This is a genomic window from Pseudomonas sp. MAFF 730105 (genome assembly GCF_055380705.1).
The window spans coordinates 380,340-399,039 of the sequence record NZ_AP018438.1; the positions used below are offsets into that span (position 1 = coordinate 380,340).

The 18,700-nt window shown below is 61.3% G+C and carries 11 protein-coding genes; 7 read left to right on the forward strand and 4 right to left on the reverse strand.

Going from position 1 to position 18,700, the window contains the following annotated elements; genetic code table 11:
- Positions 1-101: 101 nt before the first annotated feature.
- Complete coding sequence (locus PCOSP_RS01720; RefSeq protein ID WP_139646409.1) at positions 102-656, reverse strand: chorismate mutase; 555 nt, start codon at positions 654-656, stop codon at positions 102-104.
- A 118-nt stretch (positions 657-774) separates the two neighbouring features.
- Complete coding sequence (gene glnA / locus PCOSP_RS01725; RefSeq protein ID WP_041024722.1) at positions 775-2,181, reverse strand: glutamate--ammonia ligase; 1,407 nt, start codon at positions 2,179-2,181, stop codon at positions 775-777.
- Positions 2,182-2,511: 330 nt separating this feature from the next.
- Here glnA and thiI point away from each other — a divergent pair, with 330 nt between their 5' ends.
- On the forward strand, positions 2,512-3,966 hold the full coding sequence (gene thiI / locus PCOSP_RS01730; protein ID WP_041024723.1) for a tRNA uracil 4-sulfurtransferase ThiI: 1,455 nt from the start codon (positions 2,512-2,514) through the stop codon (positions 3,964-3,966).
- Between the two features lie 138 nt (positions 3,967-4,104).
- The gene (gene typA / locus PCOSP_RS01735; RefSeq protein ID WP_139646412.1) at positions 4,105-5,925 is read left to right on the forward strand and encodes a translational GTPase TypA; all 1,821 of its coding nucleotides are present in this window, start codon (positions 4,105-4,107) and stop codon (positions 5,923-5,925) included.
- A 169-nt stretch (positions 5,926-6,094) separates the two neighbouring features.
- On the opposite strand, the gene PCOSP_RS01740 is transcribed toward typA, so the two are convergent.
- Positions 6,095-6,532 (reverse strand): YkgJ family cysteine cluster protein, encoded by a 438-nt coding sequence (locus PCOSP_RS01740; protein ID WP_024778075.1) that lies wholly within the window; start codon positions 6,530-6,532, stop codon positions 6,095-6,097.
- Positions 6,533-6,786: 254 nt separating this feature from the next.
- On the opposite strand from PCOSP_RS01740, the gene PCOSP_RS01745 reads away from it, so the two are divergent.
- The 5 genes from PCOSP_RS01745 to PCOSP_RS01765 all read left to right on the forward strand — a co-directional run bounded on the left by PCOSP_RS01745 (position 6,787) and on the right by PCOSP_RS01765 (position 16,407).
- Positions 6,787-9,237, forward strand: coding sequence for a glycogen/starch/alpha-glucan phosphorylase (locus PCOSP_RS01745; RefSeq protein ID WP_139646414.1), 2,451 nt, complete (start codon positions 6,787-6,789; stop codon positions 9,235-9,237).
- 319 nt (positions 9,238-9,556) lie between these two features.
- On the forward strand, positions 9,557-13,216 hold the full coding sequence (locus tag PCOSP_RS01750) for a DUF2339 domain-containing protein (protein WP_464710183.1): 3,660 nt from the start codon (positions 9,557-9,559) through the stop codon (positions 13,214-13,216).
- Complete coding sequence (locus PCOSP_RS01755) at positions 13,213-14,583, forward strand: DUF3999 domain-containing protein (RefSeq protein ID WP_139646418.1); 1,371 nt, start codon at positions 13,213-13,215, stop codon at positions 14,581-14,583. Before PCOSP_RS01750 ends, PCOSP_RS01755 begins: the two co-directional genes overlap by 4 nt.
- A 213-nt stretch (positions 14,584-14,796) precedes the next feature.
- On the forward strand, positions 14,797-15,807 hold the full coding sequence (locus tag PCOSP_RS01760) for a class 1 fructose-bisphosphatase (protein WP_139646420.1): 1,011 nt from the start codon (positions 14,797-14,799) through the stop codon (positions 15,805-15,807).
- A gap of 3 nt (positions 15,808-15,810) precedes the next feature.
- Positions 15,811-16,407 (forward strand): DUF924 family protein, encoded by a 597-nt coding sequence (locus tag PCOSP_RS01765; protein WP_464710184.1) that lies wholly within the window; start codon positions 15,811-15,813, stop codon positions 16,405-16,407.
- Positions 16,408-16,530: 123 nt separating this feature from the next.
- Here PCOSP_RS01765 and PCOSP_RS01770 read toward each other — a convergent pair whose 3' ends face one another.
- Positions 16,531-18,423, reverse strand: a complete 1,893-nt coding sequence (locus PCOSP_RS01770; protein ID WP_217510006.1) for a methyl-accepting chemotaxis protein — start codon at positions 18,421-18,423, stop codon at positions 16,531-16,533.
- Between the last annotated feature and the right edge of the window lie 277 nt (positions 18,424-18,700).

Consider the following 18,700-nt stretch of genomic DNA (forward strand, 5'->3'; position numbering starts at 1 on the left):
GAGTGAGCCTGCTCGCGATGGCGATGTGTCAGGCAGCAGCAATGTTGCTGATCGATCGCCATCGCGAGCAGGCTCGCTCCCACAGGGGAGTGTGTGTTGCCTCAGCTTTTGGCCAGGCACAGCTCTGCGGTCGCCCGGATCAGGGCAAGACGGTGCACTGGGTGCTGTTTGTCGTTGTGGGTGGCCCGGGCCAGCCATTGCGGGCACTGCGGATCGGTACGGTAGGGGGCGAAATCGGCCAGTTGTTGCAGCAGGCGTTTTTGCAGCCGATCGAGTTGCGGGCGGATTTGCCCCACCAGGTCCGGACGCGGGAGGTCCGGGGCCTTGCCGGCCAGGGCCCAGTCGGACAGGTCGATGTACTGCACCAGTTTGTTGGCTTCTATCTGGGCGCTGAAAAACGCTTCCACGGTTTCACCGGACAGCTTGTAGACCGGTGCCTGGGCGACGGCGGCGGCAATGACTTCTCGCTCACGCTGACGGTCTTCTACCGGTTTATGGCTGTCCCATTTGCTCAGCGCCACTTGATCGGCAAGGGCGATGCGTTCGCCAATGGCGTTAAGCAATGGGGTAAGGGCGTCCGGAGCAGGTGTGGCTTCGGCGGTGGTCGTCAGTAGCGCGGCAGCGAGGGCAAGGCCAAGTGTGAGGCGCAAGTTCATGGGCAGTCTCTTCTTGTCTGGGAGGCGGCGGTCATCATGCACGTAATCTGCACCCATAAAAAAGGCCTCCCGAAGGAGGCCTCTCTTGTTTCACGCCGCGTGTGCGAGCGCTACCGGATCAGCAGCTGTAGTACAGCTCGTATTCCAGTGGGTGTACGAAGGTGCGAACCTTGATTTCTTCTTCGCTTTTCAGTGCGATGTAAGCGTCGATGAAGTCATCGCTGAATACGCCGCCCTTGGTCAGGAACGCACGGCCCTTGTCCAGCTCTTCCAGGGCTTCTTTCAGGCTGCCGCAAACCTGTGGGATTTCCTTGGCCTCTTCAGGCGGCAGGTCATACAGGTTTTTGTCAGCGGCATCGCCAGGGTGGATCTTGTTCTGGATACCGTCCAGACCGGCCATCATCAGTGCGGCGAAGGCCAGGTACGGGTTGGCAGCCGGATCCGGGAAGCGGGCTTCGATACGGCGAGCTTTAGGGCTGTTCACGTAAGGAATACGGATCGAGGCGGAACGGTTGCGAGCTGAGTAGGCCAGCATCACAGGTGCTTCGAAGCCGGGTACCAGACGCTTGTAGGAGTTGGTCGACGGGTTGGTGAAACCGTTCAGGGCCTTACCGTGCTTGATGATACCGCCGATGAAGTACAGGGCGGTGTCCGACAGACCGGCATAGCCTTCGCCTGCGAAAGTGTTCTTGCCGTCCTTGGAGATCGACATGTGAACGTGCATGCCCGAACCGTTGTCGCCGTACAGTGGCTTCGGCATGAAGGTCGCGGTGCGGCCATAGGCATCGGCAACGTTGTGCACGACATACTTCAGGGTCTGGACTTCGTCAGCCTTGGCTACCAGCGTGTTGAACTTCACGCCGATTTCGTTCTGGCCGGCAGTCGCCACTTCGTGGTGGTGAACTTCGACGGTCTGGCCCATTTCTTCCAGTGCGTTGCACATGGAGGTACGGATTTCGTGGTCGAAGTCGAACGGTGGTACTGGGAAGTAGCCGCCTTTCACGCCTGGACGGTGGCCCTTGTTACCGCCTTCGATGTCCTGGTCGGACATCCACGAACCTTGTTCGGAGAAGATCTTGAACATGGAGCCGGAGATGTCGGACTTGAACTTGACCGAGTCGAAGATGAAGAACTCAGGCTCAGGACCGAAGAAAGCGGTGTCGCCGATACCGGTGGACTTCAGGTATTCCTCGGCACGGTGGGCAATGGCGCGTGGATCGCGGTCATAGCCTTGCATGGTCGAAGGTTCGATGATGTCGCAGACCAGGATCAGGGTCGGCTCTTCGGTGAACGGATCCAGGACAGCCGTTTCGTCGTCTGGCATCAGGATCATGTCGGACGCTTCGATGCCTTTCCAGCCGGAAATGGAGGAGCCGTCGAACATCTTGCCGATTTCGAAGAAATCGTCATCCAGGGCATCACGGGCCGGCATGGTTACGTGATGTTGAGTGCCTTTGGTGTCAGTGAAGCGCAGATCAATCCACTTGACGTCATGATCTTTGATGAGTTGAACCGACTTCGACATATGTCCTCCGGGTGGCTTCGGGCGGGGTAATGGTTTGCCCGTAGATATGAGTGATGCCGGCGCGAATACTCTGCCAAGGCAACCTGCCTCACAAGGGAGCAAATTGCATGCCAGTGCCCCAGCTTGGGTTTTTTGCACCAAATCCACGCCTTTAGAGGGCTTGAACCAGGGATTGTCAGACAATTACGCACTGTAATGTAGCGCAAAGGATAGTCGGCGACCCGTTTTGGTGCGCTCAAAACCATCTACACATTAATTGGTCAAACCTTGAGCAATTTCCGCTATAATCCGCGCCCCCCTTTTTCGGCTGGCCGTTCGCGCGCTGTTTTCATGAAACTAATCGTAAAAGTCTTCCCCGAAATCACCATCAAGAGCCGCCCGGTCCGGACCCGTTTCATCCGGCAGTTGGCCAAGAACATCCGTGCCGTGCTCCGTGATCTGGACCCGGTCGTGGTGGTGAATGGCGTGTGGGACAATCTCGAACTGGAAACCCGCGTCAGCGAACCCAGGATCCTGAAGGAAATGACCGAGCGGCTGACCTGCATGCCAGGCATCGCGCATTTCCTGCAGGTGGATGAATATCCGCTGGGGGATTTCGACGATATCGTTGCCAAATGCAAGCTGCATTATGGCGATGCGTTGGCGGGCAAAATTTTCTCGGTACGTTGCAAGCGCGCGGGCAAGCATCCGTTCAGCTCGATGGACGTGGACCGCTACGTCGGCAGCCAACTGCGCCAGCAGTGTGGCGCCGCCGGTATTTCGTTGAAAAACCCGCAGGTTGAAGTCCGTATCGAAATACGCGACCAACGGTTGTTCGTCATCCACAGCCAGCACAACGGCATCGGCGGGTATCCGCTGGGTGCCCTGGAGCAGACGCTGGTGCTGATGTCTGGCGGCTTCGACTCCACGGTCGCGGCTTACCAGATCATGCGGCGCGGCCTGATGAGCCATTTCTGCTTCTTCAACCTCGGCGGGCGTGCCCATGAGCTGGGCGTGATGGAAGTGGCGCACTTCATCTGGAAGAAGTACGGCAGTTCCCAGCGCGTGTTATTTGTGAGTGTGCCGTTCGAAGAAGTTCTGGGAGAAATCCTCGGCAAAGTCGACGACAGTCATATGGGCGTCATTTTGAAGCGTATGATGTTGCGTGCCGCGTCCAGCATCGCTGATCGCCTGCACATCGACGCGCTGGTTACCGGGGAGGCGATATCCCAGGTATCGAGCCAGACGCTGCCGAACCTGTCGGTGATCGACTGCGTCACCGAAAAGCTCGTGCTGCGCCCGCTGATCGCCAGTCACAAGCAGGACATCATCGACACGGCCAACGCGATTGGCACCGCCGAATTTGCCCGGCACATGCCGGAGTACTGCGGGGTCATCTCGGTCAACCCGAAGACGGCCGCCAAGCGCGGGCGCGTGGAGCACGAAGAGAAAGAATTCGACATGGCGGTGCTCGAGCGTGCGCTCGAAAACGCCAGGCTGGTGCCGATCGATCGGGTGATCGACGAATTGGGCCAGGACATCAAGATTGAAGAAGTCGGCGAAGCGCTGGCCGGTCAGATCATCATCGACATCCGTCATCCGGACGACGCTGAAGACGACCCGTTGAGCGTCGCCGGTATCGAGGTACAAACGATGCCGTTCTATGCAGTGAACGCGCGTTTCAAGGAACTGGACCCTACTCGCCAGTACCTGCTGTATTGCGACAAAGGCGTGATGAGTCGCCTGCATGCCCACCATTTGCTCAGTGAGGGGCATGCCAATGTGCGCGTTTATCGACCGAGCTAAGTGCCCGGGGCTGTTTGCCTGTGGCCTGCGTCACCGGCCCCCCGACGCCGCCGACAAGCTGTAGCGGCTTTGTCGGACTCAACGTAAATCGCTGCCACGACCTGTCAGCACACCGAATCCTCTGATCGAGATACACAAGTGATCGAAAATCTACGCAACATCGCCATCATTGCCCACGTTGACCATGGTAAGACCACCCTGGTAGACAAACTCTTGCGTCAATCCGGCACCCTGGAACGCAACGAGCTCAACGACGAGCGCGTGATGGACTCCAACGACCAGGAAAAAGAGCGTGGTATTACCATCCTGGCGAAAAACACCGCCATCAACTGGAACGGCTACCACATCAACATCGTGGACACCCCGGGCCACGCCGACTTCGGTGGTGAAGTAGAGCGCGTGATGTCGATGGTCGACTCCGTGCTGCTGCTGGTCGACGCCCAGGACGGCCCTATGCCGCAAACCCGTTTCGTGACCAAGAAAGCGTTCGAAGCCGGCCTCAAGCCGATCGTCGTGATCAACAAGGTCGACCGTCCGGGCGCGCGTCCTGACTGGGTTCTGGACCAGATCTTCGACCTGTTCGACAACCTGGGTGCCACCGACGAACAACTGGACTTCCAGGTCGTCTACGCCTCGGCCCTGAACGGCATTGCCGGTCTGGACCACACCGACATGGCTGAAGACATGACCCCGCTGTACCAGTCGATCGTCGACAACGTACCTGCGCCGGCCGTTGACCGTGATGGTCCGTTCCAGATGCAGATCTCGGCCCTGGACTACAACAGCTTCCTGGGTGTGATCGGTGTTGGCCGTATCGCCCGTGGTCGCGTCAAGCCGAACACCCCGGTCGTCGCCATCGACGTCGACGGCAAGAAGCGCAACGGCCGTATCCTGAAGCTGATGGGTCACCACGGTCTGCACCGTGTGGACGTCGAAGAAGCGGCTGCCGGCGACATCGTCTGCATCAGCGGCTTCGAAGAGCTGTTCATCTCCGACACCCTGTGCGACCCGACCGTTGTCGAGGCGATGAAGCCGCTGACCGTCGACGAGCCGACCGTTTCCATGACCTTCCAGGTCAACGACTCGCCATTCTGCGGTAAGGAAGGCAAGTTCGTGACGTCCCGTAACATCAAGGAGCGTTTGGACAAAGAGCTGCTGTACAACGTTGCACTGCGCGTTGAAGAAGGCGACTCTGCCGACAAGTTCAAGGTTTCCGGCCGTGGTGAGCTGCACCTCTCGGTACTGATCGAAACCATGCGTCGCGAAGGCTTCGAAATGGCCGTAGGCCGTCCTGAAGTGATCATCCGCGTCGTCGACGGCAACAAGCAGGAACCGTTCGAGAACGTCACCATCGACATCCCTGAGGAATCCCAGGGCAAGGTCATGGAAGAAATGGGCCTGCGTAAAGGCGACCTGACCAACATGTCCCCGGATGGCAAAGGGCGTGTACGCCTGGAGTACAACATCCCGGCTCGTGGCCTGATCGGTTTCCGTAACCAGTTCCTGACCCTGACCAACGGTGCTGGCATCCTGACCTCGATCTTCGATCGCTACGACACCATGAAGTCCGGCCACATGTCCGGCCGTCAGAACGGCGTCCTGGTATCGGTAGAAACCGGCAAGGCGCTGACCTACTCCCTGGAAACCCTCCAGGCGCGTGGCAAGCTGTTCGTCGAGCACGGCCAGGAAATCTACAACGGCCAGATCGTAGGTCTGAACAGCCGTGACAACGACCTGGGCGTCAACCCTACCAAGGGCAAGAAGCTCGACAACATGCGTGCTTCGGGTAAAGACGAAACCATCGCCCTGGTTCCACCTGTTCGCTTCACCCTGGAACAGGCACTGGAATTCATCCAGGATGACGAGCTGTGTGAAGTGACGCCTAAGTCGATTCGCCTGCGCAAGAAGATCCTGGACGAAGGCGAGCGTACCCGCGCTGCCAAGAAAGCCAAGGCTTGATCGTTTAGCTTCGGCTGAATGAAAAACGCCCCCGGTCGTGAGACCGGGGGCGTTTTTTTATGCCTGGAGTTTTATGCTGGCTATTCGGGCCTCATCGCGAGCAGGCTCGCTCCCACAGGTTCAGCGCCGTCCATGTGGGAGCGAACCTGCTCGCGATAGCGTCAGCCGATCAAAACCGATCCAGCGTCCGCGGATTGCGCTCGCGCTCCACTTCCTTGGGCTTGTACGCACAATACCCCGGCCGTGGGCCGACCCGCGGATGATTGCGGCAGGTGTCCGGGCGTTTCTCGTAAATGGTGCACAGGCGGCTCTTGCGGTCCAGATAAAGGCAATCGTTGTTGCTCATGCGCTGGAGCGTGAAGATCTCCGACTTCTGGTTGTAACGCTCGACGATCCCTTCCTTTTGCAGGCGCTTGGCAATGTTTTTCGGTGGGTCGCCCAGTTCGAATTCGTCGACGATGCCGATCCGGATCAGGTCCTTGATCTTGACCTCGACCGGCAGCGTGCAGCAGCTCGACACGCAGGAACCGCACATCGGGGCGGAATACTTGGCCCAGGTATCGAGTCGGTCGATCTCCGCGGCGGCGATCAGGTTGGGCTTCATCATCTAGGTGTACCAGCATGCATCAGGGCGCGCGATCATACCGGTACTGGTGAAATTTTGAACGACCATCCGCCGGTTTTTTTTCGTTCTGGCAAAACCCCGCGTTCGGCGGCACGGCCCCTGCATTCATTCGTCCATCGGCAATTCCCTGGCGGCAATTCTCCGGCACTTGGAGAAAAACCACCGAACCAAGAGCCTTTGCCGTCTGTCAGACCGTCTAGGCTCAGACAATTCCATGCTCGTTCGAGGTCTTATTCATGACTCAAGAACCACTTGTTCGCGAAGCCGAAGTAGCCGCATTTCGCGACGCTGTGTTGACCAAACTCACTTATGCCGTCGGCAAGGACCCGGATCATGCGTTTGATCACGATTGGTTCGAAGCCATTGCCCTTGCCGCCCGCGACCACATGGTCGAGCACTGGATGGACCACACGCGGCAGATCTATCGCAAGGGCCAGAAGCGGGTCTATTACCTTTCCCTGGAATTTCTCATCGGACGCCTGCTCTACGACAGCCTGAGCAACCTCGGCCTGCTGGATACTGCCCGCGAGGCCCTCACCGAGTTGGGCGTGGACCTGGAGCGCATTCGTACACTGGAGCCCGATGCGGCGCTGGGCAACGGTGGCCTCGGCCGGTTGGCGGCGTGCTTCATGGAGAGCATGTCGACCCTCGGCATCGCCGGCCATGGCTATGGCATTCGTTACGAGCACGGCCTGTTTCGCCAGGCGATCGTCGATGGCTGGCAACAGGAGCAGACCGAGCACTGGCTGGATTTCGGCAACCCCTGGGAGTTCGAACGGCCGGAAGTGGTTTACCCGATCGGATTCGGCGGTAGCGTCGAGACCGTCACCGACGAGACCGGCAAGACCCGGCAGGTCTGGTCTCCGGGTGAAACCGTACGGGCCATTGCCTATGACACCCCGGTGGTGGGCTGGCGGGGGGCGAGCGTGAACACCCTGCGCCTGTGGCGCGCCCGGGCCGTGGAAGACCTGCACCTGGAGCGCTTCAATGCCGGCGACCACCTCGGTGCCGTGGCTGAGGTTGCCCGGGCCGAAAGTATTTCCCGTGTGCTCTATCCGGCCGATAGTACCGAGGCCGGCCAGGAGCTGCGCCTGCGCCAAGAGTATTTCTTCGTGGCCGCCTCGTTGCAGGACCTGCTGCGCCGTCATCGCAACATGCACACCTCGGTACTGACCCTGGGCGATCACGCGGCGATCCAGCTCAACGACACCCACCCGTCCATCGCCGTGGCCGAGCTGATGCGCCAGTTGGTGGACGTCTACGACGTGGCTTGGGACGCGGCCTGGCAGATCACCCAGGACACGCTGTCGTACACCAACCACACGTTGCTGCCCGAAGCCCTGGAAACCTGGCCGGTGGGGTTGATGGAACGCATGCTGCCCCGGCATATGCAGATCATCTACCTGATCAACGCCCAGCACATCGATTCGCTGCGGGCCAAGGGTGTGCATGATTTCGACGTGCTGCGCTCGGTGTCGCTGATCGAAGAAGACAACGGCCGCCGGGTGCGCATGGGCAACCTGGCGTTTCTCGGTTCCCACAGCGTCAACGGAGTGTCCGGGTTGCACACGCAACTGATGCGCAGCACGGTGTTCTCCGAGCTGCACAAGCTCTACCCGGAACGGATCAACAACAAGACCAACGGCGTCACCTTCCGCCGCTGGCTGTTCCAGGCCAACGCCGAACTGACCTCGATGATGGTCGATGCCCTGGGCCCGAGCGTGCTCGACAACCCTGAAGAGCGCCTGATCGAGCTGGAGCCGTTCGCCGACAAGCAGGCCTTCCGCAAGCAGTTCGCCGAACAGCGCCTGCACAGCAAGAAAGCCCTGGCCTACCTGATCCACGAGCGTTTGGGCATTGCCGTGAACCCGGCGGCGATGTTCGACGTGCAGGTCAAGCGGATCCACGAGTACAAGCGCCAATTGCTTAACCTGATGCACACCGTGGCGCTGTACCAGGCGATTCGCGCCGAGCCGGAAGTGGACTGGGTGCCGCGAGTGAAAATCTTCGCCGGCAAGGCGGCCGCCAGCTACCACCAGGCCAAGCTGATCATCAAGTTGACCAACGACATCGCCCGGGTGGTGAACAACGACCCGACCGTGCGTGGCCTGCTCAAAGTGGTGTTCCTGCCCAACTACAACGTCAGCCTGGCCGAAAGCATCATCCCGGCGGCGGACCTGTCGGAACAGATCTCCACCGCCGGTTTCGAGGCGTCGGGCACCAGTAACATGAAGTTCGGCCTCAACGGCGCGCTGACCATCGGCACCATGGATGGCGCCAACGTGGAAATGCATGAGCGGGTAGGGGGTGAGCACATGTTCATCTTCGGCCTGACGTCCGAGCAGGTGGAGGCGCGCAAGCGCAACGGTGAATTCAGCGCCGCGCCGGACATTGCCGCGTCCCATCGCCTCAGCGATGTGTTGCAGGCGATTCGCGGCGGAGTCTTCTCGCCGGACGATCCGATGCGCTACACCGGCCTGGTGGATTCGCTGGTGGACTATGACCGCTTCCTGGTCTGCGCCGATTTCGATGCCTACTGGGCCGCCCAGGCCAGGGTCGAGGAGCGCTGGCACGATTCCAAGCAGTGGTGGCGTTCGGCGGTGCTCAATACCGCGCGCATGGGCTGGTTCTCCTCCGACCGGACCATCCGCGAGTACGCCACCGACATCTGGAAAGCCCTCGACTAGCATTTGCTGTAAGAAATGTGAGCGAAGCCCAACGGCAAGTGGGCTTCGTCGATATACTGAGCGCCAGTTTCGCCGGGCGGTGTGGCCGGATTCAGGACTGGACGCCCTCATGACCCATGTGGGAGCGAGCCCTGTGGTACCGAGCTTGCTCGCGATGGAGTCGACACGGTTCAACTGCAAACCGCGTCATCGTTCATCGCGAGCAAGCTCGGCTCCCACAGGGTTCGTTCCCACAGGTTGCGTGTGGTTTCCACTAGACTGAGCCAGGCACCGCATCACCCCGGTCATGCCCGCAATGGGCCGCTCAGGGATATCAACCATGCAATGGATTTTGACGCTGTTGGGCCTGGCAATCGGCTGGGTGGTGGATGAGTCGTTCGCCGATGCGTTGATAGGCGCATTGACGGGGCTCGGCATCGCCCTGGTCTTGCGGCTGCGCCGCCTCGGGGCCGAGGCTGGCAAACAACAAAGTCTGCTGGAAGCGACCCAGCAAAACCTGCTGACGTTGGAGGCGCGTCTCGCCGTGCTTGAGCGCGGCACGGTGTCTGCGCCGAGCGCACCCGCACCCGCACCCGAGATCGTCGTGGCCTCGGCCCCGCAGCCTGAAGCCCGGAGCGAGGCAGAGCCGGAGCCGGAGCCGGAGCCGGAGCCGGAGCCGGAGCCGGAGCCGGAGCTGGTCTGGGAACTACCGCCTGACCTGGCGCCGGCCCCCGCGATGGTCACGCAAGCCAGTCAACCGCTGCCCGACGATATCTGGACCCCCACGTCTGTCACCTCACGGCGCGAGGCCCGCGCAGCGGAGCCCCTGGAACCGATTGTCACGCCGCCTGTTCCTCGTGACCCCGGTTTCATCGAGCGTGCCGTGGCCGGTGCGCGCAACTGGCTGTTCGGTGGCAATACCGTATTGCGAGTCGGCGTGCTGCTGTTGTTCCTCGGCCTGGCGTTTCTATTGCGTTATGCCACTGAAGGCATGGTGGTGCCGATCGAACTGCGCTATGCCGGTGTCGCGGCCAGTGCGTTGGGCTTGCTGGGTCTGGGCTGGTGGCTGCGTCAGCGCAACAGCAGTTATGCGCTGATGCTCCAGGGTACCGGCATCGCTGTGTTGTACCTCACGGTGTTCGCGGCCATGCGCCTGCATCCACTGCTCGATTCCAAGGCCGCGTTGGGGCTGCTGGTGGCGGTCACGGTGTTCTCGGCGATCCTGGCAGTGACCCAGAACGCCCTGGGGCTGGCCGCCGCCGCAGCGCTGGGCGGCTTTGCCGCGCCGATCCTGACCTCCACTGGCAGCGGTAACCATGTCGCGCTGTTCAGCTACTTCATCCTGCTCAATGCCGGCATCCTCGCGATTGCCTGGTTCAAGGCCTGGCGACTGCTCAACCTGATCGGTTTTGTCGGGACCTTCGGCATCGGTATCGCCTGGGGTCTGCGTTCGTATACGCCGGCACTGTTCTTCAGCACCGAGCCGTTCCTGATCATTTTCTTCCTTATGTACCTGGCGATTGGCTTGCTGTTCACCCGGCGCAAACTGCTGGAGATGAGCGACGGTCCCGAGGATGACAGCCGTGAAGCGCTGCTGCGCTGGTCGGCGCGCAAAGGCGATTATGTAGACGGCACGATGCTGTTCGGTCCGCCGTTGGTGGGCTTTGGCTTGCAGCTCACGCTGGTGATGTTCCTGGATCTGGCCGCAGCGTTCAGCGCCTTGGTCCTGGGCATGATCTACATGGGCCTGGCCCGGGTGTTGATGAAGGGACGCGCCTTGTTGCTGGCCGAAACCTGCCTGGCACTCGGGGTGATTTTTACCAGCCTGGCGATTCCCCTGGGCCTCGATGCCCGTTGGACCACGGCAGCGTGGGCGGTGGAAGGCGCGGGGATTTTCTGGTTGGGCCTGCGTCAGCAGCGACCACTGGCGCGTGCGTTTGCCTTGTTGCTGCAGGTGGGCGCGGTGCGGGCTTTCTTCGGTGAGTTGCAAATCGGTCAAAGCAGCCTGCTCCAGGGCGCTCCATTGGGGGCGCTGATGCTTGGCGGGGCCTTGCTGTTCAGCTTCTATCAATTGCGCAAGGCGTCGCCCGACCACACCGCGAGCTGGGAGCGCCAAGTGCTGCCAGTGCTGGCCGCGTTGGGCCTGGGCTCGCTCTATCTGCTGGCGCCTCTGTTCTTTTTCACCCACGGTACCGCTATCGCCTGGGCGCTGGCCGGTCTGGCGACGCTGTTTGTCGGCCTGCGCCTGCAAGCGCGTAGCTTCCTGTTCATGGCGTTTGGCGTACAGCTGCTGGGGGGCGCACTGTTCCTGATGCGTTTGCGCGGTGCCGAAGGGGATTCGGCAGCAGTGTTCGCCGCCGGCTGGAGCGGCTTGCTCAGCGCCTCGTTGATCGGCCTGGCCCTGATTGGCGGCATGTTGCTGGCCGCCCGCGACGAAATGGTGCGCAACGACATTCGGTTGCTGCGTGGCTTGTCGGTGGTGTTGCTGGCGGGGCTGGCTTTGATCAACCTCGCTGTGCTGTTCGTCCTGCCCTGGCAAACGGCGAGCGGCGTGTGGGCCGCCAGTGGCCTGTTGATCATCTGGTTGAGCCTGTACCTGAAACAACGCGTGAGCTTCGTGTTCGGCCTGCTCCTGCAAGTGTTGGGCGGTGCGGCGTTCCTGGTGGCGGGGCCGGCCTTGCTCGGACCGCTCGACAGCGAGGGGCTGCGGCCCCTGGCCCACAGTGGCTTCTGGACGCCGATGGTGCTGGGACTGGCGGCGCTGGTGGGGGCTTGGCGACTGCAACGGGGCCATCCGGCCGCGGTGTTCGATGTCTTGAGTTTGCAGCGGTTGTCCGAGCTGCTGCTGATCTGGGGCGCCGGTTGGTGGGCGCTGACGTGGGTCAGCGAAGTGCTGCGCTTTGCTCCGGTCCATCTGCAAGGCAGCTTGCTGCTGATTGTCGCGGCGCTCAGTGTTGCGGTATGGGCGATTCTGGCGCTGCGCTTGCAGTGGCCGGCGCTGGGGTTGCTGTGCACCTTGCTGATTCCTGCGGCGGGCTGTGTGCTGGTTGCGAGCTGGCACAGCCGCTATCACCCGGCGGCGGATTTCGGCTGGTTGGCCTGGCTCGTCCTGTTCGGTGTGCATTTCCTCTCGCTCAAGCGCCTGGCCTCGATGCTCCCGGACTCGGTTCGCAGCACTGCCCATGTGCTCGGTTGCTGGTTGCTGATCGGCGTGTTGGCGCTGGAGCTGCGTTATGGCCTGTTGCTGTTGTCCGAGCAATACAACGCCTGGCGTTGGCTGGGTTGGGCGATCCTGCCGAGCCTGTACCTGGTGCTGATGGCCGCGCCGCGAGCCTGGCCATGGCCGATATCGGCTCAGTCGCGGGAGTATCGCGTCTACGCGGCGGCGCCTCTGGCCCTGTTGATGCTGGGGTGGTTCTGGCTGGCCAACACCTTCAGCGATGGCATCGCCGAGCCGTTGCCATATGTGCCGCTGCTCAACCCATTGGAGCTGGGCCTGTTGTTTGCCCTGTTCGGTGTCTACGTATGGGCTCGTAGCGCGCTGGCGCAATTGGCGATCCGTTGGGCCCATGCCGAACACGTCGCCCAGTTGCTCGCCGGGGTCTCGCTGTTCGCGTTCTTCACCGCCCTGGTGATGCGCAGCGCCCACCATTGGCTGGGTGTGCCGTTCGAACTGGATGCATTGCTCGAATCCATGTTCGTGCAGGCGGGGTTGTCCCTGGTCTGGACCCTGATCGCCCTGGGCCTGATGATCGGCGGGCACCTGCGGCATCGCCGCGAGGTATGGCTGATCGGTGCGGGGTTGATTGCCGTGGTGGTGGCCAAGCTGTTCTTTGTCGAATTGAGTAACCGTGGTGGTCTGGCGCGGATCGTGTCGTTTATCGGCGTGGGTGTATTGCTGTTGGTGGTGGGCTATTTCGCACCGCTGCCGCCCAAGCGGCCGGAAACGGTTCCAGAGGCCGAGCCGCCGATGCCTGTCAGTGAGGGAGTGTCATCTTGAGTCGCAAGTTGAGTCGGATCGGCCTGGGAGTGGTCGGGTTGTGGGTGGCATTGTCGGCTACGGCCCAGGAAAAACCGGCGGACTTCGCCCACCAGGTGCCGTTGACCTTGAGTGGCGAAGGGCCGTGGTATCGCCTGCCGTTGCCGCTGGAGGTCCAACTGCAGGCGCGGCAGACCGACCTGAGCGACTTGCGGGTCTTCAACGCGGCCGGACAGGCCCAGGCGTATGCGCTGGTTCGCGAGACCGCGCAAAGCCGTGAAAACCGCACCCTCACCGATGTGAAATGGTTCCCGTTGTACAACGCGGCCGATGACAACGAGCGCGCGCCCAGTGTGCGGGTGCAGTCGAACGCCAACGGCACGCTGGTGGAAGTCCAGCCGGCCAGTCGGCTCGAGGCCGGTGAGGAAGAGTTGCGCGGTTGGTTGCTGGATGCCAGCGCGATCAAGGCGCCCTTGCAGCAGCTGATCCTCGACTGGACCAGCGAGCGCGACGGTTTCCAGCGGTTCACCATCGAAGCCAGCGACGACCTGCAGAACTGGCAAGCGTGGGGCGAAGGCCAGGTGGCGCGCCTGACCTTCGCCGATGAGCGGGTCGAGCAGCATGAAGTGAACCTGCCAGGACAGTCGGCGCGTTATCTGCGGCTGTTGTGGGATTTGCCGTCTTCCGCGCCGGTGCTGACTTCAGCACAGTTGCAGAGCGCCAGCCGCGAAAGCCTGCCGTTGCCACTGGCCTGGTCGCAGCCGTTGGCCGGCAGCAGCACGAAGGCCGGTGAATACACCTGGCAGTTGCCCATGGGTCTGAATATCGAAGAGGTGCAGGTCGAGCTGAGCCAGGCCAACAGCCTGGCACCGGTGACCCTGGACGGGCGTCGTGAGAGCAGTCATCCGTGGCAGCCGATGGGCAGTGGCTTGCTGTACCGGCTGACCCAGAATGGCCAGGACGTGGTGCAGAACCAATTGCAGTTGTCCGGCCAGACCGTCCAGCAATTGAAGCTGACGGTGGACGAGCGCGGCGGCGGCCTCGGGACCGAAGCGCCGGCCCTGCGCTTTGCCGTGCGCCCGACCCAGGTGGTGTTTCTCGCCCGTGGCGAAGGGCCCTATAGCCTGGCGCTGGGCAGCGCGACGGTGAAGGCGGCCAGCCTGCCCCTGACGACACTGGTGCCCGATTACCGTCCTTCGCGCCTGGCGACCCTGGGGGCGGCGACGGTGAATGGGCCCACGACCTCTACACCGGCGGCCGAAACGGCGCCGGCCGTCGTCGGGACCAACTGGAAGAAAATCGGCCTGTGGGCGGTGCTGGTGCTCAGCGTGCTGTTCCTCGGCTCGATGGCCTTCAGCCTGCTGCGCAAGCCGCCGGTCAAATCCTGAAAGCGGGTGCTTCGCACCCATCGCGAGCAGGCTCGCTCCCACACTTGATCGGATTCTGTCAGGGGAAACACAATCCAATGTGGGAGCGAGCCCGCTCGCGATGACGCCCCTCTGTGAACTCAATCCTCCATTCCCCGTCTCATAGGAGGAATTAAGTCCCGACACGCGCTAAACTGCGCTGGTTTTTCCGCCCCCTATTCTTCGGAGCCGTCCATGTCTCGCGTTACCTTGAGTCGCTATTTGATTGAGCAGACCCGCAGCAACAATACCCCTGCCGATCTGCGCTTTTTGATCGAAGTGGTGGCGCGTGCCTGCAAGGAAATCAGCCACGCCGTATCCAAAGGCGCGCTGGGTGGTGTCCTGGGCAGCATGGGCACCGAAAACGTGCAAGGCGAAGTGCAGAAGAAACTCGACGTGATTTCCAACGAGATCCTGCTCGAAGCCAACGAATGGGGCGGTCACCTGGCCGGCATGGCGTCCGAGGAAATGGACAATGCCTACCAGATCCCGGGCAAATACCCCAAGGGTGCCTACCTGCTGGTATTCGACCCACTGGACGGTTCGTCGAACATCGACATCAACGCCCCGGTCGGTACCATTTTCTCGGTATTGCGTTGCCCGAACGAATACCTGAGCCAGAACGAAGCCTTGAACGAAAAGGCCTTCCTGCAGCCAGGCACCCAGCAAGTGGCCGCCGGCTATGCCATCTACGGTCCTCAGACCATGCTGGTGCTGACCCTGGGCGACGGTGTGAAGGGTTTCACCCTGGATCGTGAAATGGGCAGCTTCGTACTGACCCACGAGAACATCACCATTCCTGAAAGCACCCAGGAATTCGCCATCAACATGTCCAACCAGCGCCACTGGGAAGCCCCGGTACAGCGCTACGTCGGCGAGTTGCTGGCCGGTGAAGAAGGTCCGTTGAAAAAGAACTACAACATGCGCTGGGTGGCCGCGATGGTTGCCGACGTACACCGCATCCTGAACCGTGGTGGCCTGTTCATGTACCCACGTGACAGTCGCGAGCCAACCAAGCCGGGCAAACTGCGCCTGATGTACGAAGCCAACCCGATGTCGTTCCTGGTGGAACAGGCCGGCGGCGCTTCCACCGATGGTCACCAGCGCATCCTCGATATCCAGCCTGAAGGCCTGCACCAGCGCGTGGCGGTGTTCCTCGGTTCGAAGGAAGAAGTGGCCCGCGCCACGGCCTACCACAAGGAATAAATCATGGCCGAGCCTTGGCAGCCGTTACTCGACTGGTGGTTTGGTTCAGCCGATACGCCGAACGAAATAGCGGCCGACAAGAACAGCCTGTGGTTTGGCAAACACCATGATCGCCAGGCGCGCGAGCGTTTTGGCGATCTGGTCGATCAGGCACTGGCCGGCGGATTGACCGACTGGGCGCAACGCCCGGAAGGTTGGCTGGCCCTGGTGGTGCTGCTCGATCAGTTCCCGCGGATGATTTTTCGCGACACACCCAAGGCCTTCTCCGGCGATCTTCTCGCCCAAGCGTTGGTGGCCCAAGGGCTGGCGGCGGGTTTCGACCGGCAACTCAAGCCCATCCAGCGTGTATTCATCTACCTGGTGCTCGAGCACTGTGAAAACCTCGCGGTGCAGAATGAGGCCGTGTCCCGGTTTATCGACCTGGCCCGAGAGCAGCCGGAAGCGGAGCGGGCGGTGTTCGAAAACAATCTGGACTATGCCGAACGGCATCAGAAAATCATTGCCCGGTTTGGACGGTTTCCCCATCGCAACGCAGTGTTGGGGCGGGCGTCTACGGCTGAGGAAGTGGAGTTTTTGAAGGGGCCGGGGTCTAAATTCTGATTTCGCGGTGAGGCGGGTGCCGTCTTCGCGGGCAAGCCCGCTCCCACAGTTGACCGAGTTCCGTCGGAAGAAACTCAATCGATTGTGGGAGCGAGCCTGCTCGCGATAGGGTCCGCAAGAGCACTAGATCCGGAAGCTGCCCACCAACTGCTTCAAGCGCGCCGCCTGCTGCTCAAGGTCGGTACAAGCCCGCAATGTGGCTTGCAGGTTTTCCACACCTTCCTGGTTCAGCGTGTTGATCTCGGAGATGTCGACGTTGATCGACTCCACCACGGCGGTCTGCTCTTCGGTGGCGGTGGCCACGGACTGGTTCATGCCGTCGATCTCTCCGATGCGTTGGGTCACGCTGCCCAGGCGCTCGCCGGCCTGGTTGGCGATGCCGACACTGCTTTCGCTCTGGCGCTGGCTGTCGGTCATGATCAGCACCGCTTCCCGTGCGCCGACTTGCAACTCTTCGATCATCTTTTGTACTTGCTGCGCCGAATCCTGGGTGCGGTGGGCCAGGTTGCGCACTTCATCGGCCACCACGGCGAAACCGCGCCCGGCTTCACCTGCGCGGGCCGCTTCGATGGCAGCGTTCAGGGCGAGCAGGTTGGTTTGCTGGGAAATGCTGGTGATGACCTCGAGGATCTGGCCGATGTTCACCGTGTTGCTGTTCAGGGTTTCGATGTTGCCGCAGGAGTCGCTGATCTTGGCCGACAGCTGCTGCATGGCGGTGATGGTCTTATCCACCACTTGTTGACCTTCTTCGGCCAGGTTGCGGGCGTCGCTGGAGTGTTGCGAGGCAAGGGCGGCGTTCTGGGCGATTTCCTGGGCGGCGGCGCCGAGCTGGTTGATGGCCGCCGCCACGCTGCTGGTGCGGGAGGCTTGCTGGTCGGAATTGAACATCGATGAGTTGGAGGCGCTGACCACACGCAGCGCTACTTCGTTGACCTGGCCGGTGGCCGAGGCCACTTCACGGATCGAAGTGTGGATGCGTTCGACGAAACGGTTGAAGGAGGTACCCAGGGCACCGAACTCGTCCTGGCCGTGAATGGTCAGGCGTCGGGTCAGGTCACCTTCACCTTCGGCAATGTCATGCATCGCACGGCCCATGGTCAGCAGCGGTTGCATCAGCACGCGGATCAACATGCCCAGCAGGGTGATGATGAACACCACGGCAATGATCATGGCGACCAGCGCCGAGGTACGGAACTCGCTGAGCATGGCCAGCGCGGTGTCCTTGTCGAGTACCAGTGCCACGTACCAGTCGGCGCCCGGCACGCCGTTGACCCGGGTGAACGAGATGAATTGGGTCTTGCCGTCGAGTTCGACTTCTTTCATGCCCGGGCTGACCTGCGGTGCCCCGTTGGGGTAGGCCTCGGCCAGGGTCTTGAGGATGCGTTTGCTGTCGGGATGGATCAGGATCTTGCCATCGGCGCTGACGATGAAAGCATGGCCGTGGCCGCCGAAGTTCAGCGAGTTGATGATGGTGCTGATGCTCGACAGGTCGATGTCCGCACCCGCCACGCCGATCATCTGGTTCTGTCGCTGTACCGGGGTCGCGACGGTGATGACCAGTTTGCCCGACGAGGCGGCAATGTAGGGTTCGGTAACGATGGTTTGCTGTGCGCTGTTGGCGGCCTTGTACCAGCCACGGGCGCGAGGATCGTAGTCGGCGGCGCGATTGCCGGCCGGCACGGAGAACATTACACCGTCGACGCCACCGAAGTAGCTGAGCTGGAAGTTGCCAGTATAGGCGGGCAGGTCGATGGCTCGCTTGAGGCTGGCAGCGCTGTTGCCGTCCACGGCGATCTGCTGGGCCAGCGATTGGAGTAATTGGATACGACCGTCGACCCACGTCTGGATATTACGGCTGGTCAGGTTGCCGAGTTCCTGCATGGAAGTTTCGGTGCTGTTGCGCAGGCTTTGACGCTGACGATAGTCGTTGAACAGGATGAAACAGGCGAACGCAACGGCTACCACAAGGGCTGCGGCCAGCAGGATTTTGTGGCTGAATTTCATGTTTCTGGTCATTAAGAACGCTACCGCATAGGAGCTGGTCAGGAAGGGGCGTCAATTTGCCATAAGGCAGGGTTTCGCGCTGTTCTTTTATCGGCCTGAGAGCGCCGGGATTCAGGCGTCAACGAGGTAAAACCGACGAAATGCACGACGGCATCACAAACTTGTTGATTTACCGACGAACTACCTGCTTTTACTCCAATAAATACCGGGTTGCGCGGGGAACCAGATAGGGGTTTTCTCTTCTAAGCTTCAGGTTGGCACCCTGCCACCTCCCTTCCGCTCCAGGAGT

What these genes read in the sequence shown, in the direction of transcription:
- PCOSP_RS01770 (WP_217510006.1), bottom strand. Translation starts at nt 18,423, where the DNA reads ATGACCAGAAACATGAAATTCAGCCACAAAATCCTGCTGGCCGCAGCC.
- PCOSP_RS01750 (WP_464710183.1), top strand. Translation starts at nt 9,557, where the DNA reads ATGCAATGGATTTTGACGCTGTTGGGCCTGGCAATCGGCTGGGTGGTG.
- thiI (WP_041024723.1), top strand. Translation starts at nt 2,512, where the DNA reads ATGAAACTAATCGTAAAAGTCTTCCCCGAAATCACCATCAAGAGCCGC.
- PCOSP_RS01760 (WP_139646420.1), top strand. Translation starts at nt 14,797, where the DNA reads ATGTCTCGCGTTACCTTGAGTCGCTATTTGATTGAGCAGACCCGCAGC.
- PCOSP_RS01765 (WP_464710184.1), top strand. Translation starts at nt 15,811, where the DNA reads ATGGCCGAGCCTTGGCAGCCGTTACTCGACTGGTGGTTTGGTTCAGCC.
- PCOSP_RS01740 (WP_024778075.1), bottom strand. Translation starts at nt 6,532, where the DNA reads ATGATGAAGCCCAACCTGATCGCCGCCGCGGAGATCGACCGACTCGAT.
- PCOSP_RS01720 (WP_139646409.1), bottom strand. Translation starts at nt 656, where the DNA reads ATGAACTTGCGCCTCACACTTGGCCTTGCCCTCGCTGCCGCGCTACTG.
- glnA (WP_041024722.1), bottom strand. Translation starts at nt 2,181, where the DNA reads ATGTCGAAGTCGGTTCAACTCATCAAAGATCATGACGTCAAGTGGATT.
- PCOSP_RS01745 (WP_139646414.1), top strand. Translation starts at nt 6,787, where the DNA reads ATGACTCAAGAACCACTTGTTCGCGAAGCCGAAGTAGCCGCATTTCGC.